The following is a 13193-nucleotide window of genomic DNA, read 5'->3' as shown; positions in this document are numbered from 1 at the left end:
GCAAGTCCGGTGTCACTCTGCGGACCCATCGAGTACGGATAGGCAGCGTCTAACGTGCTCGCGCACAGGCGGCTCGCGGTGCGCCCCAGCTGCCAGCGCTGCGTTCAACCAGGCTGGCCCCTTGGCGACGCCGAGCGCCGGAGCGAACTTTTCCAGTTCTCCAACCCTGACGAGCACGATCCCGACTTCTTCCAGATTCTCCAGTAGCCTTTTTGCGGCTACCGCCGCCTGGCCCTCGAATGCCGACTCGCCGAACTTCTTCAACAGGCTCCAGGGACTATCTTGCACCCGAAGATGAGCGAGGACCTCGCGCTTCGCTTCGGCATCATAATTTTCCATCTCCCTCCCTGCAAAAACCGATTGCACAGCCGCAATCACATCCCCAAGAGTTGTCGAACCTCGGGGTTGCCTGAAGGGTTGGGTCGCCACCTGATAGTCAGACTTCAGCGACTCCCAGTCCACCCCATACGCCCTAACCAGCCGGGAGATGTTGGATTCGTCATTCAAAATATCGATATCGGGTACCGCGACAACGGGAACAAAGATCGCCCTGAGCACCCTGACAAGCTTATAGATAGCCGCCTTACCGTACGAGGGAATGAACAGTACATCACTTGGAGGAATCGGCACCTCCGCCGGAGGCTCGTATTCATTGAGCGCCGCCGCATAGAACCGACAGTCTTGATCCGCCTCGGCAACAATCGTGAGCCGATGAAACAGCGAATCCAGGGCGTTCGTATATCTCAACAAAGGATCACCCCACAGGTCCCGAACATCTTCGACCGCGAGCTGATGAGCCTGTGAACCGCCGTCCATGCCCCGATCCAGGCGAACAATAGACACTTCCGCCTCGGAACCCAGGAGTCCCGTCAAGAGATTCTTGTCGTGAGTCGCAAGGATTACTTGAATTCCCTTCTCCCGGGCGAGGCGACCCAAGATTCGACCGAGCGCACTGGCCTGAGGCGGATGCAAGAATGCTTCCGGCTCATCGATCATGACAATACGCTGTTCAGCAGTTACGAGGGGCAGGATAAGAGCAATCAGGCTCTTGATCCCGTCCCCCTGCTCCGTTAGCGGTGGAAGGCTTGCGACCTCTTTTCGATAATCTGGAGTAACTGCATCGACAGGCGGCGCAGGGGTGGTAACTCTACCGATGCGCAGTTGAATCATTCGAGCCAAGGTGTCGAGCGTCAAATCGATACGGAAAACCTCACGACAAATTTCCCGGACTTCATTTAGCATTTGCACCGACTCCTCTAGTCGATGCATTACGTTTCGCGAGGGAGTTTCAAGACTCTCTCTCATCTCTTGCGGCTGAATGACACCGGCTCTTTGCCACGGGTCCGAGAATAGCAGCAATGTATCCGCTAGCGTTGAAAGTCTGTCGACCCCCCGCTGCCGATCGCCAAAGAATTGCCGCACATTGTGTTCATGCACGTTAGTCTGTCCAGGCGCACCGAACCAAAGCATCCCGTTTCGCGTGAACGCGCCCCCTTGCGCAATTAGCCATGCACACAGATCCTTGACGTCTCCGGAAGCATTAAACCGAATGTCGGTAACGAGCTGCCAGCGTGCAATGTCACTAGGGTTTCCAGGCTGACGTGCGGCAAGATTAGCAACTTGCCTAAGCAGCGTCGATTTGCCGACATTATTTCCGCCAACCACTACCGTCACGCCAACCGGCGGCGGGCTGACCGTTAGACCGTTTTCGAGGGTGATTGACTCGATCGAAAGTGCAAACCGGTCGGCTTCTCCACCACTTAGGTCCTCGGGAATAGTGACATTTTCCATGAACAGCCTGCCCCCTTCGCGTAGCGAGGTAGGCATCCTACTCAATCCCGCACATTCGGGCAGCCGGTATCGAGTTCTCGCGATCCGACTCTCGAAAATGAACACCCGTTCTGCAAGATCACTGCTTGACGACAGTTCACGGCAGGGGGACCCGGACACTGTGTCCGGGTCCCTTCGCCATGAGCCGCTCATTCTTGTCGTGGCCGATGACGAGCAGGGCCAACTACCTGCGTCGTCACCGACTCTGTACCGTGAGACAGGCCCCTACCACCCGCAGGAGGCAGCACGCAATGCGTGGTCTTGGAGATCACCTCAGCATCGGCGAACGTATCGCCTTCTACCGGAAGCGTCGCGGTTACACGCAAGAGGTGCTTGCCGGTCTGGTCGGGCGTAGCACCGACTGGTTGGCGAAGATCGAGACGGGGCGCCGGAAGCCTCCCCGGATCGACATGCTCGCGGAGCTGTCGCGCATCCTGCGCGTGCCCCTCGGGGATCTGCTCGGTCAGACCGTCCTCATGGAGGACGAGAAGCAGCAGGACGACGTTCCGGCCGTGCGCGACGCGCTCATGAGCCCGCGTCGGCTGTCTCGTCTGCTGTTCGGCCCCGAGGCTGAGGTGCAGCTCCCCACGCCGGCGCCTGTGGCCGTGCGCGTGGAGCAAGCCTGGAACGACTATCAGAGTGGGCGACTCGGTAGCGTCATCGCCGCGCTTCCCACACTCCTCCAGACTGCGCAAGAGCTGGAGGAGCGAGCCGCACGGCGCGGCGAAGACCGTAGCGACTGTTGGGCAGTGTCGGCCCGCACCCATCACCTCGCAGCGACGACCCTCGCGAAGATCGGTGAGTCGGACATCTCATGGCTCGCTGCGGAGCGTGCGATGCGTGCCGCAGACGAGTCCGACGACCCTCTCGTGCTGGCGTCCGCCGCACGGTCCGGCACGCACGCCCTGCTGGCCAACGGCCGGTACGACGACGCGTTGGAATTGGGCAACACCGCCGCCGCGTGGCTCTCGTCTCAGGTGACCGACAACGACCCTGCGGCGCTGAGTCTGCTGGGGATGATCCACCTGCGGGCGGCTGTCGCAGCGGCTCGCCACCAGGACCGGCCCACCGCAACCGGCCTGTTGGACCGAGCCGAGGAACTCGCGGATGACCTCGGCTCGGATGAGAACTACTGGCAGACCGGCTTCGGTCCCACGAACGTCCTGCTTCACCGCCTGTCGGTTGAGCTGGACCTCGACAACGTGTCGTACGTGGTGGAACACGGCCGGATCAACGTCGACCACATGCCGCAGGAACGCAGCGTGTCGCACCGCATCGACTTCGCCCGCGCCCTCTCGCTCAGCGGACAGGGCGATGAGGCGTTCACGGAACTCCGCACGGCCGAACGCACATCGCCGCAGCTCGTACGGACCAATCCGAGGGTGCGCGAGACGCTGCGGGACCTGATCAAGCAATCGCCTGTCACCGGCGGCTCGCGATCGTCTGAGGTGTTCGTGATGGCTCAACGGTGCAGGGCGGTGCAGTGAGTTCAGGCAAGCGTGGGGTGCTCGGAGTCGTCGGGTCGGCGGCCGGAGGCGTGGAGGCGCTGCGTACTGGTCTGGTTGAGCCCGCGATGGAGCGCGGATGGCAGGTGGCTGTCACCCTGACGCCGACCGCAGGTCAGTGGCTACGGATGAGCGGCGAGGTCGAGCGGTTGGAGAAGCTGACCGGTCTGCCCGTGCGCGACGAACCGCGCCTGCCTGGCGAGGCACGACCACACCCACCGGTTGATTGCTACGTCGTAGCCCCCGCATCGGCCAACATGGTTGCCAAGCTCGCTACGGGCCTGATGGACAACCAGGCTCTGACTCAAGTGGGCGAGGCAATCGGCACCCTCGGGTTGCCGGTCGTCGTCTTCCCCCGGGTGAACGCGGCGCACGCCCGCCACCCCGCGTGGCAGCACCACATCGACACCCTGCGAGCTGGGGGCGTACGCATCATCGACGACCCGGATGTGTGGCCGTTGTACGAGCCGCGCGAGGCGCCAGCGGGGCGCGAACTCCCCTGGGGGGCAGTCCTGGAAGCCGTGGACGAAGCTACTCAATGACGAGTCGTCAACCCTCCTGAGCTGCAAGGAAAGAGGACCCGGACACTCTGTCCGGGTCCTCCGCCGTTCACGGCTACATGCTCGTTGCCATGCCAGGGATCAATGAGCGAAGCGGCGAGCTGGAATGCATGACTCCTGCTGAACTCGCTTTGATCAAAGCGAGTTTGAGGGAGGCACGCCTCAGGGTCGAAGACCTGCTGAGGCGTGCGGATGACCTCACGGCGACGGTGGAGTCTCGCTACCCACGAGCCTCTCAAGCCGGTCAAGCCGCTCCCCGAGTGACCGGAGAGCGTCATGGATCGTGCTGAGTTCTGCGGCCAAGGCCGCGAAAGCAGGGCTGCTGCCCGGCTCGGTGCCGAGGGGTGCGGCAGGGTCTCGGACGAACGTCCCGCGCCCCTGCTGAGTGAGGATCAGCCCCTCGTCGCGGAGTTGGCCGTACGCGCTCTGAACGGTCATGAGCTGCACGCCAAGTTCCTTGGCAAGGGCGCGAGCTGCTGGGAGCCGGTCCCCCGCGCCGTACTCGCGATCGGGGCCCGTGATCTTCTCGCGGAACTGCGCCGCGATCTCCTTGGCCGTCGGCGTGGACTTGGGCGCTTCGAGGCTCTGATCCATGCCCCCGAGAGTAACCGGACCTAGGTCAATCTCACGCTGTTCTGCCGCACCCTCTTGACAGTCAGATTGACCTAGGTCAATCTGAAGTCACGCCGGAAGGTGAGGCCCGAAAGGGATTCGGCATCCGAACTCGTAAGTGCTTGACCTGCACAAATAGCGCCCGGAGGCAAGGCCCGGAGCAAGCGCTACGAAGAACTGAATAGTGATCGTGCGGGGCTGACGCAGAGTCGGCGGTCGCGGTAGGTGCCTAGGGCGAGGGTCCGGGGGCAAACCGCCGTGATGGACGTCGGTTCTCCCTTACGCGCTTGGCAGGCGCCACCCGGTCTCGGGTGTGGGGAAGTACAGCGGGGCCCCAACGCACGTGGCGGCAAGAGTGAGACCGCCCCCGCGACGACCGGGTGATGTCGTCGGCGGCACGCCACCCTGCACCGATTCGTGCAGGCCGCCTGCTGGCGTCAGAGCAGCGACGATGACGCACCCGATTCACCGGCTCGGGACCGGTCCGCTACCAATGGCGGGCCGGTGAAGCCGCCACCGCCCCGATGGTCGCAGGACCGGTTCGACTCCGGTCCGGGGCACTTCCCCCTGGCCGTGTTGCGGCTGGGGTTCTGCCGGGGCGGGCGCCGTCTCACCACCACGCCTGCGCCTGCTCCGGCCCTTCCCGTCCCTCCACCTGAGGAGCAGTAATGGACCAGCACGACCTGAACTCCATCGCTGAGCGCATCGCGTCTGCTGCCGCTGAGTTCGGCCCCGGCTACCAGCCGACGCCCACGCAGAAGGCGGATGCCGCATCGGTGCTGCGGGACATGATCCAGGCGGCCGAGGCGCACGGCGTGACGTTCGCTGACTTCGACGCGGTCGCCCACTTCGCCCGTCTGGCCATCCAGCTGGTCCAGTCCCGCGACGAGAGCCGGTGACCGCCATGGAAGGCGCCGTCTTCGCCGCCGTGTTCGTCGCCCTGTACGTCGCTCACAGCGTGGGTGACCACTGGGTACAGACCTCCCACCAGTCCGCGAACAAAGGCCGCCCCGGCTGGGTCGGCCGCCTCGCCGACGCCCGGCACGTCTCCACCCTGACGCTGACCAAGCTGGCCGTGCTGCTGCCGGTTGCGTGGCTGCTCGATCTGCGCCTGTCGGTCCTCGGCACCGTGCTGGGACTGGGCGTGGATGCGCTCACGCATTGGTGGGCGGACCGGCGCAGCACGCTGGCCCGGCTCGCTGAGGTGCTCGGGTTGGGCGGGTTCTACCGGCTCGGGGCCCGCGCGCCGGCCGCGACGACAACCCGCACATCGGCACCGGTGCCTACGCCCTTGACCAGTCCTTCCACCACCTGTGGCTGCTGGTTGCCGCGCTGGTCATTGCCACCGTCTGACCCCTCGTATCACCGCCCCGATGGTCGCAGGCCGGGTTCGACTCCCGGCCGGGGCACTCTCCGCACCCGCGCTGCGGCTTGGGGTTCTTCCGCAGCAGTCGCCGTCTCACCAACACGCCTGCGTCTGCTGCGGCCCTCTTCCGTCCCTCCCATTTCAGGAGCATTCATGCGTGCCTACATCGGCCGTCAACAGGCCGTTACTGCTGAGGACTTCGCGGAACTCGCGCTCGGCACCCCACCGGAACTCTGGCTCGGGGTCGAGGGCGAGACCGAGATGGAGCGCGCGGCCCGTGAGGACGCCGCCCGTGACATCCTCGCCGACCACCCCGAGATGTACGACGACCTGATCCGGATGGCCGCGCAGGTCATCGAGGAACACCCGGACCTGGTCGACGTTGTCCCGCTGCCCCGCCCCGCCCGCCGCCGGCGCACGGCCCGCAAGGGGGTTGCGGCATGACCACGACGCCCGCCACCCCGGAGGCGGCGCCGTCTGGGGTGCCGCCGCTGACCCGCCCGGAAATGGGGCTCGCCGGTATCGGTGCGCTCGCCGCGGCCGGGGTCGGCGCGCTCGGTCTGATCTCCTCCTTCGACGCGGTGTCCGCTGCCGCGCTGCGGTGGGGGTTCGGTGAGCCGTGGATGCTGCCGGTCGGTATCGACGTGGCCATCCCGGTGTTCACCGTCGCCAACCTGCTGCTGATCCGGATGGACATGGCGCTCGCCTGGGTGCGGTTCGTGCCCTGGGTGCTCACCCTGATCACCTGCGGCCTGAACATCGCCGCCGGACAGAGCCTGTCAGCCCGGGTCGCGCACGGCACCATGCCGGTGCTGTGGGTGGTGTTCTCCGAGATCGGCGCGCACATCTACGCCGTGCGCATCGGCGCCGCCACCGGCCGCCGCATGGAGAAGATCCGGTTCTCCCGCTGGCTGCTCGCCTTCCCCTCCACCTTCGCGTTGTGGCGGCGCATGACGCTGTGGGAGATCACCTCCTACAGCGAGGCGCTGGCGCGGGAGAAGGAGCGGCAGTTGGCCCGCGCGGACCTACGCGAGCGCTACGGCCGCCGGTGGCGCTCGCAGACCCCGCGGCGCGAGCGCGTGATGCTGCGCATGGGCGACCTCGCCCCCACCACCGCGCTGCCGGTCGACCCCGAGCCGGAGCCGGAGCAGGCCCCGCAGGAGCTGAAGGCCGAGGCGCCCAAGGCGCCGCGCAAGCGGCCCGCCAGGAGCAAGGCCAAGACGCAGCGCACCTTCGAGGAGCTGCTGACCGAGGCGCGCAAGGAGACCGAGGGCTGGTCGGACGGGGAGCTGACCGCGGACCGTATCCGCACTGCGGTGCACGTCTCGCAGGCCAACGCCCGCATCCTGCGCGACACCCTCAAGGCGGAGCGTGCTGAGGGCCGCCCGCTGCACGCGGTCGACACCCCCGTCACCGACGCGGGCCCGTCTGACGACTCGGCTGAGGCAGCCTGATGGCCGCGTACGCCAAGTGCTACGACCCCGCCGGCGCCCGGTTCGGGGTGCCCACGTATCCGTGGCACTTCGCCCCGGACGGCTACGCCACCCGACGCCAGTTACGCGAGCGCGGGTTACGTCCCGGCGGTCAGCCGGTGGCCGCGCAGGTGATGCGCTGCCACCGGGGCCGCAAGACGGGCGTGCAGGTCGCCTACCTCTACCGCGTCGACCTCGCCAAGCCGGTGCGGCCGATGACGTCGCGCAAGTGGGGCGCCCTCGCGTTGGCGATGCTGGCCCGCCGCACCTGCCCGATCTGCCGGATCACCTACAGCTACTGCCTGCCGACCTCCCTCGGCTGCTGCGTGCTCTGCGCCTACCCCGACACCACCACACCCGCCAACTCCGCACTCTCAAAGAGGGGTTGAACCCATGCCCAAGCCCGACACCCGCCGCCTGGACCGCGACATCCGGCTCGCACAGGACAAGATCGAAGCGGTGCGCAAGCACGAGTGGTGGCCGCTGACCGGCTCCGAGCGCCGACAGATCATGGGCGCCCTCGCCGGAGGCTCGCTGAAGGTGGCGCGGGGCAAGAGCCCCGCCCGCGCGGAACGCAGGCTGGAGATGCTGACGCAGTCGGTGACGAACCGGCTCACGTCGGAGCTGCGCGCGCTGGAGAAGGAGCGGCAGCGCGTCGTGGACGAGTTTGCCACCGCCAAGGCCGCCAAGAAGTCATCGAGTTGGTGGTGACCATGGCGGCCAAGCAGACGCCGCCGGGCGAGTGCCCGCAGTGCTGGCAGCACGCCCACGACCGCAGCATCCACCGCAGGCTCAAGCCCCGGCAGGACTGCCCGGCGTGCGTGGACCACATGCTCAACGGCTGCCCCAACCCCGTGCCCAAGAAGACGTCCAGTTGGTGGTGACCGCCGCCCCTCAACGGCCCTACAAGGCACGCACTTTGCGTGCCCAGCTACGGCCTATCTGCACCGATTCTCTGTCTACGGGCCCGACCGCCCACCTCCTACAGCGTTCGGCCGGGCCCCCTCCCGCAGATCTGGAAGGAACCTTCAGTGAAGCACCCCGACGACGACAACGAACTCTTCAACCGACTCGAAGCCGAGATGGCCGCCGACTCCCGCCCCGACCCGGGGGGCGAGGTAGTCGACCTCGACAAGGCACGATCGGCCCGGACCGAGTCGGCCGACCCGACCGCCCGACCCGCCGCCGACCGGTCGGCCGACTCCCGCGACAGTGGGGCGGGTGCCGAGTCGGGCGACCCGACCGCCCGCGTCATGGTCGATGGGTCGGCTCCGGCCGCGACCGGTCCGGGCTACCTCGGGCGGCTCGCCGGTGCCCGCCGCCGCGCGGTCGTGCCGGTGTGGCTGCGCTCGCTTTCCGAACTACGCACCGCTACCGGGTGGGTGGCCCGCCACTACGCCCATTCGCTGGGCTATCACGCGCTGCGTTCCCCGGTCTACGCCGTCCGCCTCACCTTCCAGGCACCCACCGGGGCCGCCCGCTTCGTGGGCGGGGTGATGCGGTGGGTCGCCGACCGCGAGGGTGAGCCGGTCCGGCTCGCCGCGGTGCGCCGCGAGGACGCAGCCGAGTACCTGAAACTGTCGCGGCAGCGCGACGGACGCGTCCGACTGCGCACTCTGGTGACGGTGCTCGCCATGTTCATCGGCCTGGGGGCCGCGCTCGCCCTGTACGTGCTGGGCCCCGACTGGCTGAAGGCGTTCACAGTCGGCACGGTCGTGCTCGCCCTCGGCTACGCCGGCCGCAAGGCGGACGCACCGGTCATCCACCGCGCCGTGGAAGTCCCCAAGGCAACCAAGCTCACGTCCGACATCGTGCTCCGGGCCCTCGGCTCGCTGGGCATCCCGGCCATCAATCAGGCGCAGGCCAAGGGCCGGGACGGCTTCGAGTTCACCGCCCCGATCACCCGCGACGGCCCCGGCTGGCGTGCCGAGGGCAACCTCCCCTACGGCGTGACCGTCACCGACATCATCGAGCGCCGGGAGCGGCTCGCATCGGGTCTGCGCCGCCCGCTGGGCTGTGTGTGGCCGGAGGCGGTGGCCGATGAGCACACCGGGCGCCTGGTGTTGTGGGTGGGAGATCAGGACATGAACCGGGCCAACCAGCCCGCATGGTCGCTGGCCAAGTCGGGACTGGTGGATCTGTTCAAGCCGGTCGACTTCTCCACCGACCAGCGGGGCCGCTGGGTGGGCCTGACGTTCATGTACATCGCGGCGATCATCGGTGCGATCCCGCGCATGGGCAAGACGTTCCTCCTGCGCCTGTTCGCCCTCATCGCCGCCCTCGACCCGCGCGCGGAGCTGCACACCTACGACCTGAAGGGCACCGGCGACCTCGACCCGGTCGGCGAGCACGTCTCCTACCGCCACCGCGCCGGCGAGGAAGACGAAGACATCGAGTACGCGATCGCCGACATGCGCGAGGTACGCGGTGAACTGCGCCGCCGCGCCAAGGTGATCCGCTCCCTGCCCCGGGACATCTGCCCCGAGTCGAAGGTGACCTCGGAGCTTGCGTCCAAGCCGAGTCTGGGACTGCACCCCATCGTCATCTGCGTGGACGAGTGCCAGGTGTGGTTCGAGCACGACAAGTACGGCAAGGAGTTCGAGGAGATCTGCACCGACCTGGTCAAGCGGGGACCTGCCACCGGGATCGTGCTGATGCTGGCCACCCAGCGCCCGGACGCCAAGTCGCTGCCCACCGGCATCTCCGCCAACGCGGGCGTGCGGGTGTGCATGAAGGTGATGGGCCAGACCGAGAACGACATGGTCCTGGGCACCTCCGCCTACAAGCGGGGCGTGCGCGCCACCATGTTCGCCTGGGCCGACAAGGGCATCGCCTACCTGGTCGGCGACGGCTCCGACGCCCGCATCATCCGCAGCGTGTACGTGGACGCTCCCACCGCCGAACGGGTCGCCCTGCGAGCCCGTAAGGCACGCGAGGACGCCGGCACGCTCGCCGGGTACGCGCTGGGGGACGAGCCGGAGCCGACGACCAGCGGCTATGACCTGCTGCGAGACATCCTCGCCGTGGTCCCGGCCGACGAACCCAAGGTGTGGTCCGAGACCGTGGCCGCCCGGCTCGGTGAACTGCGGCCCGAGGTCTACGACGGCTGGGACCCCGAGGCTCTCGCTGCCGCGCTCAAGCCGCACGGCATCTCCACCATCCAGGTGGGCCGCCGGGTCAACGGCAAGGTGGTCAACCGGCGGGGTATCGACCGCTCCCACATCGTCGCCGCGATTGCGGAGCGTGACGGAAACCGGGACGTGGGCTGAGCGTCTGGGGCCGCTAGCGCTAGCGGCACACCCCGCTAACGTTAGCGGCCCCGCTAGCGCCCCAAACCCACTCTGATCAGGCCGCTAGCGGATAGCGGCCCACCTGCGGAAACCCCTGAAAACCGCCTGGAAGGGCTCGTGATGACCCCTGTCCTGCTCGCTATCACCCTCCTCATCGGAATCACGCTCTGTTACGTGTCGGTGTGTGCGGTGTCGCCGTTCGGCCCCTGCCGCAAGTGCTCCGGCTGGGGCTTCGCCATGAAGTCCGACCGCAAGGGACGCCTCAAGCGCGGCAAGGACTGCCGCCGCTGCAACGCCACCGGCCGCCGCATACGCATCGGCCGCTGGCTCTACAACCGGTGGGCCCGCATCTACCGCGCGGGCACCGACACCCCGCGCTCGGAGGCGTCGCGATGACCCTGAATCTCTCCGCGGTGTTGCTGTTCGCCCTCGCCTCCGTCGTCGCCGTCCGCTCCCGCGCCGCCAACGGGGGCGCTGCGGTGGTGCTGTTCCTGTTCGGGTTCTTCACCGCAGGGACCGGCGCCTACGGCCCCATCCGCGACCTCGTGGCCTCCTTCGCCCGCTTCCTGACCTCGCTCGGCTGAGAGGACAACTCCCATGCACGACAACACCGTTGCCCCGCACTGGGTGGCCGCCGCGCTGCCCAAGGCCGCGCCCGCGCTCGCCACCTCCACGGTGCTGATCCTGGCCCGGATCTGGAACGCCCACGGCGCCGAACACTCCGTCGGCAACGCCGTGCTCATGACGGCCCTGTCCATGGGTGCCGCCGCCGCGGGCGTGGTCGCGGGCAACGCCACCGGCGACACCGTCCTGGTCGGCACCGCGTTCGCCGCCTCCGGCGCCCTCGCGTTCGCCGGGGTGGCCGGATACGCCGACGGCCTGCCCCTGCCGCTGCTGCTGTGGTCGCTGGCCACCGCCGGCGCCTACGGGCTCGCTGCCCGCTACTGGCGCACCGATCGCCGCGAAACCGTCGCCTACCAGCGCGAGACCAGCGAGCGACGCGAGGAATACGCCCACCTCGAACGCGTGGAAACCATCCGCGCCACCGCACAGGTCGAGGTCGCGCAAGCCGGTGCCGTCTACGCCGAACAGCTCGCCGCCGCCCTCATCCACCGCGCCGCCCTGCCCGGCTACGACCCCGTCGCGCTGGAACGCGCCGGACTGCCAGAGCTTCCCAACCCGGACCACTAGCTACGCCCGAGGCGGGCGCCGTCTCACCACAAGCCTGCGCCCGCCCCGGTTCTCCCGTCCCTCCAAGAGAGCAGGAGACCTACAGCATGACCCATCGTCCCTCCGTGCCGCCGGAGGGCGGCAACATCAGCCTGTGCACCGGCTCCGCCGCGTTGGACCTGGCCGTGGAAGCCGTCACCGGCTTACCCACGACCCTGGTCGGCGAGAAGGACCCGGCCGCCTCCCGACTGCTCGCCGCCCGCATGCCCGACGCCCGCAACCTGGGCGACATCACCGCCGTCGACTGGCCCGCGCTCGCCGCGTCGGTACCCCGTCCGGCGGCGTTGACGGCCGGATTTCCCTGCCAGGACATCTCCAACGCCGGACCTCGGGGAGGGATCGCCGGTGACCGCTCGGGACTGTGGAAAACCATCGCCCACGGAGCCATTCGCCATCTTCGACCCCGACTCGTCTTCCTGGAAAACGTCGCTGCCCTCCGCTCCCGGGGACTCGACGTCGTCGCCGCCGACCTGGCCGCGCTCGGGTATGACGCGCGGTGGATGTGCCTACGCGCTGGAGATCCCGAAGTCGGAGCCTGCCACCGCCGCGACCGCTGGTTCGCCGTCGCGTATCCCGCTGCTGAAGACCCCCACCTCCCAGTTGGGCCGCAACGGGGGACCGCAGCACCCGGACAAGCGCAGGGCGGGCGGGCACGGACCCACGCTGGAGGACGAAGTGGTCTTCTTGCTGCCCCCGGCCGAGGCCTGAGGCTGCTGCCCACCCCGGCCGCCGCCGACGGCACCGGCGGCCCCGGCACTTCCCCCAAACGGAAGGGCGGGATGAACCTGCGCACCGCCGTCACCCTGCTGCCCACCCCGGCGGCGCGGGACTGGAAGTCGGGCGCCTCCAACCTGATCGGCACCAACTCCCGCCCGCTCAACGAGGTAGTGGTCAACCTGCTGCCCACGCCGAAGGCGTCGGACGGGCCGCACGGTGGACCCAACCAGCGAGACAGCGCCGGGAACTACTACCTGCCCGGCCAGGCCGTGCGGCTCGACGGACAGTGGGTGGCCACCAACGGCACCGACTACGGGCCCGCCATCCACCGGTGGGAGGCCGTCCTCGGACGGCCCGCGCCGGAGCCGACCGAGCCGGGTACTAAGGGCAACCGCCGCCTGTCCCCGGCGTTCGTGGAATGGATGATGGGCGCCGATCCCGGCTGGGTCACCGGCACGGACCTGGGCCTGTCCCGCTCCGACCAGCTCAAGATCCTCGGCAACGGGGTGGTCATCCATCAGGCCACACTGGCCTACCGCACCCTGCTCGCTGCCACCGTGCCCGAAGCAGCGGATGACGAACCGGCCCAACTCGCTCTCGACATCGCCTAG

General features: G+C 68.0%; 15 protein-coding genes. 13 read left to right on the top strand and 2 right to left on the bottom strand.

What is annotated here, in order from left to right:
* Positions 1-12: 12 nt before the first annotated feature.
* Positions 13-1791 carry an AAA family ATPase gene (locus ACFUO4_RS15575; protein ID WP_383484530.1) on the bottom strand — a complete coding sequence of 593 codons (1779 nt, stop codon included), beginning with the start codon at positions 1789-1791 and terminating at the stop codon, positions 13-15.
* 290 nt (positions 1792-2081) lie between these two features.
* On the opposite strand from ACFUO4_RS15575, the gene ACFUO4_RS15570 reads away from it, so the two are divergent.
* Complete coding sequence (locus ACFUO4_RS15570; RefSeq protein ID WP_383484527.1) at positions 2082-3317, top strand: helix-turn-helix domain-containing protein; 1236 nt, start codon at positions 2082-2084, stop codon at positions 3315-3317.
* 50 nt (positions 3318-3367) lie between these two features.
* Positions 3368-3877 carry a flavoprotein gene (locus tag ACFUO4_RS15565; RefSeq protein WP_383484524.1) on the top strand — a complete coding sequence of 170 codons (510 nt, stop codon included), beginning with the start codon at positions 3368-3370 and terminating at the stop codon, positions 3875-3877.
* Between the two features lie 216 nt (positions 3878-4093).
* On the opposite strand, the gene ACFUO4_RS15560 is transcribed toward ACFUO4_RS15565, so the two are convergent.
* The gene (locus ACFUO4_RS15560) at positions 4094-4489 is read right to left on the bottom strand and encodes a GntR family transcriptional regulator (RefSeq protein ID WP_383484521.1); all 396 of its coding nucleotides are present in this window, start codon (positions 4487-4489) and stop codon (positions 4094-4096) included.
* Between the two features lie 686 nt (positions 4490-5175).
* Between ACFUO4_RS15560 and ACFUO4_RS15555 the strand changes: the two genes are divergently transcribed.
* The 11 genes from ACFUO4_RS15555 (at position 5176) to ACFUO4_RS15505 (ending at position 13193) form a co-directional block, all read left to right on the top strand.
* Positions 5176-5406: a hypothetical protein gene (locus ACFUO4_RS15555; protein ID WP_383484518.1), complete on the top strand. Its 231-nt coding sequence runs from the start codon at positions 5176-5178 to the stop codon at positions 5404-5406.
* A 620-nt stretch (positions 5407-6026) separates the two neighbouring features.
* Entirely contained in the window at positions 6027-6317 is a 291-nt protein-coding gene (locus ACFUO4_RS15550; RefSeq protein WP_383485711.1) for a hypothetical protein, read from the top strand.
* Entirely contained in the window at positions 6314-7327 is a 1014-nt protein-coding gene (locus tag ACFUO4_RS15545) for a DUF2637 domain-containing protein (protein WP_383484514.1), read from the top strand. Before ACFUO4_RS15550 ends, ACFUO4_RS15545 begins: the two co-directional genes overlap by 4 nt.
* Positions 7327-7734, top strand: coding sequence for an RRQRL motif-containing zinc-binding protein (locus ACFUO4_RS15540; RefSeq protein WP_383484511.1), 408 nt, complete (start codon positions 7327-7329; stop codon positions 7732-7734). Before ACFUO4_RS15545 ends, ACFUO4_RS15540 begins: the two co-directional genes overlap by 1 nt.
* Before the next feature lie 4 nt (positions 7735-7738).
* Complete coding sequence (locus ACFUO4_RS15535; RefSeq protein ID WP_383484508.1) at positions 7739-8056, top strand: hypothetical protein; 318 nt, start codon at positions 7739-7741, stop codon at positions 8054-8056.
* Positions 8057-8058: 2 nt separating this feature from the next.
* Positions 8059-8229: a pRL2-8 gene (locus ACFUO4_RS15530; RefSeq protein ID WP_383484506.1), complete on the top strand. Its 171-nt coding sequence runs from the start codon at positions 8059-8061 to the stop codon at positions 8227-8229.
* Between the two features lie 147 nt (positions 8230-8376).
* A complete protein-coding gene (locus ACFUO4_RS15525; protein WP_383484503.1) occupies positions 8377-10614 on the top strand; it encodes a cell division protein FtsK in 2238 nt (745 codons plus the stop codon).
* Positions 10615-10755: 141 nt separating this feature from the next.
* The gene (locus tag ACFUO4_RS15520; RefSeq protein WP_383484500.1) at positions 10756-11031 is read left to right on the top strand and encodes a hypothetical protein; all 276 of its coding nucleotides are present in this window, start codon (positions 10756-10758) and stop codon (positions 11029-11031) included.
* Positions 11028-11219, top strand: a complete 192-nt coding sequence (locus ACFUO4_RS15515) for a hypothetical protein (RefSeq protein WP_383484497.1) — start codon at positions 11028-11030, stop codon at positions 11217-11219. The genes ACFUO4_RS15520 and ACFUO4_RS15515 overlap by 4 nt, the downstream gene beginning before the upstream one ends.
* Before the next feature lie 13 nt (positions 11220-11232).
* Positions 11233-11826, top strand: coding sequence for a hypothetical protein (locus ACFUO4_RS15510; protein WP_383484495.1), 594 nt, complete (start codon positions 11233-11235; stop codon positions 11824-11826).
* A gap of 86 nt (positions 11827-11912) precedes the next feature.
* Positions 11913-13193 (top strand): DNA cytosine methyltransferase, encoded by a 1281-nt coding sequence (locus ACFUO4_RS15505; RefSeq protein ID WP_383484492.1) that lies wholly within the window; start codon positions 11913-11915, stop codon positions 13191-13193.

Origin of the sequence: Streptomyces sp. NPDC057280 (genome assembly GCF_042668605.1) — a bacterium.
Lineage (GTDB): Bacteria > Actinomycetota > Actinomycetes > Streptomycetales > Streptomycetaceae > Streptomyces.
This window is presented reverse-complemented; position numbering and strand designations above follow the sequence as displayed.

What these genes read in the sequence shown, in the direction of transcription:
- ACFUO4_RS15555 (WP_383484518.1), top strand. Translation starts at nt 5,176, where the DNA reads ATGGACCAGCACGACCTGAACTCCATCGCTGAGCGCATCGCGTCTGCT.
- ACFUO4_RS15575 (WP_383484530.1), bottom strand. Translation starts at nt 1,791, where the DNA reads ATGGAAAATGTCACTATTCCCGAGGACCTAAGTGGTGGAGAAGCCGAC.
- ACFUO4_RS15515 (WP_383484497.1), top strand. Translation starts at nt 11,028, where the DNA reads ATGACCCTGAATCTCTCCGCGGTGTTGCTGTTCGCCCTCGCCTCCGTC.
- ACFUO4_RS15530 (WP_383484506.1), top strand. Translation starts at nt 8,059, where the DNA reads ATGGCGGCCAAGCAGACGCCGCCGGGCGAGTGCCCGCAGTGCTGGCAG.
- ACFUO4_RS15560 (WP_383484521.1), bottom strand. Translation starts at nt 4,489, where the DNA reads ATGGATCAGAGCCTCGAAGCGCCCAAGTCCACGCCGACGGCCAAGGAG.
- ACFUO4_RS15505 (WP_383484492.1), top strand. Translation starts at nt 11,913, where the DNA reads ATGACCCATCGTCCCTCCGTGCCGCCGGAGGGCGGCAACATCAGCCTG.
- ACFUO4_RS15545 (WP_383484514.1), top strand. Translation starts at nt 6,314, where the DNA reads ATGACCACGACGCCCGCCACCCCGGAGGCGGCGCCGTCTGGGGTGCCG.
- ACFUO4_RS15550 (WP_383485711.1), top strand. Translation starts at nt 6,027, where the DNA reads ATGCGTGCCTACATCGGCCGTCAACAGGCCGTTACTGCTGAGGACTTC.
- ACFUO4_RS15540 (WP_383484511.1), top strand. Translation starts at nt 7,327, where the DNA reads ATGGCCGCGTACGCCAAGTGCTACGACCCCGCCGGCGCCCGGTTCGGG.
- ACFUO4_RS15535 (WP_383484508.1), top strand. Translation starts at nt 7,739, where the DNA reads ATGCCCAAGCCCGACACCCGCCGCCTGGACCGCGACATCCGGCTCGCA.
- ACFUO4_RS15510 (WP_383484495.1), top strand. Translation starts at nt 11,233, where the DNA reads ATGCACGACAACACCGTTGCCCCGCACTGGGTGGCCGCCGCGCTGCCC.
- ACFUO4_RS15570 (WP_383484527.1), top strand. Translation starts at nt 2,082, where the DNA reads ATGCGTGGTCTTGGAGATCACCTCAGCATCGGCGAACGTATCGCCTTC.
- ACFUO4_RS15520 (WP_383484500.1), top strand. Translation starts at nt 10,756, where the DNA reads ATGACCCCTGTCCTGCTCGCTATCACCCTCCTCATCGGAATCACGCTC.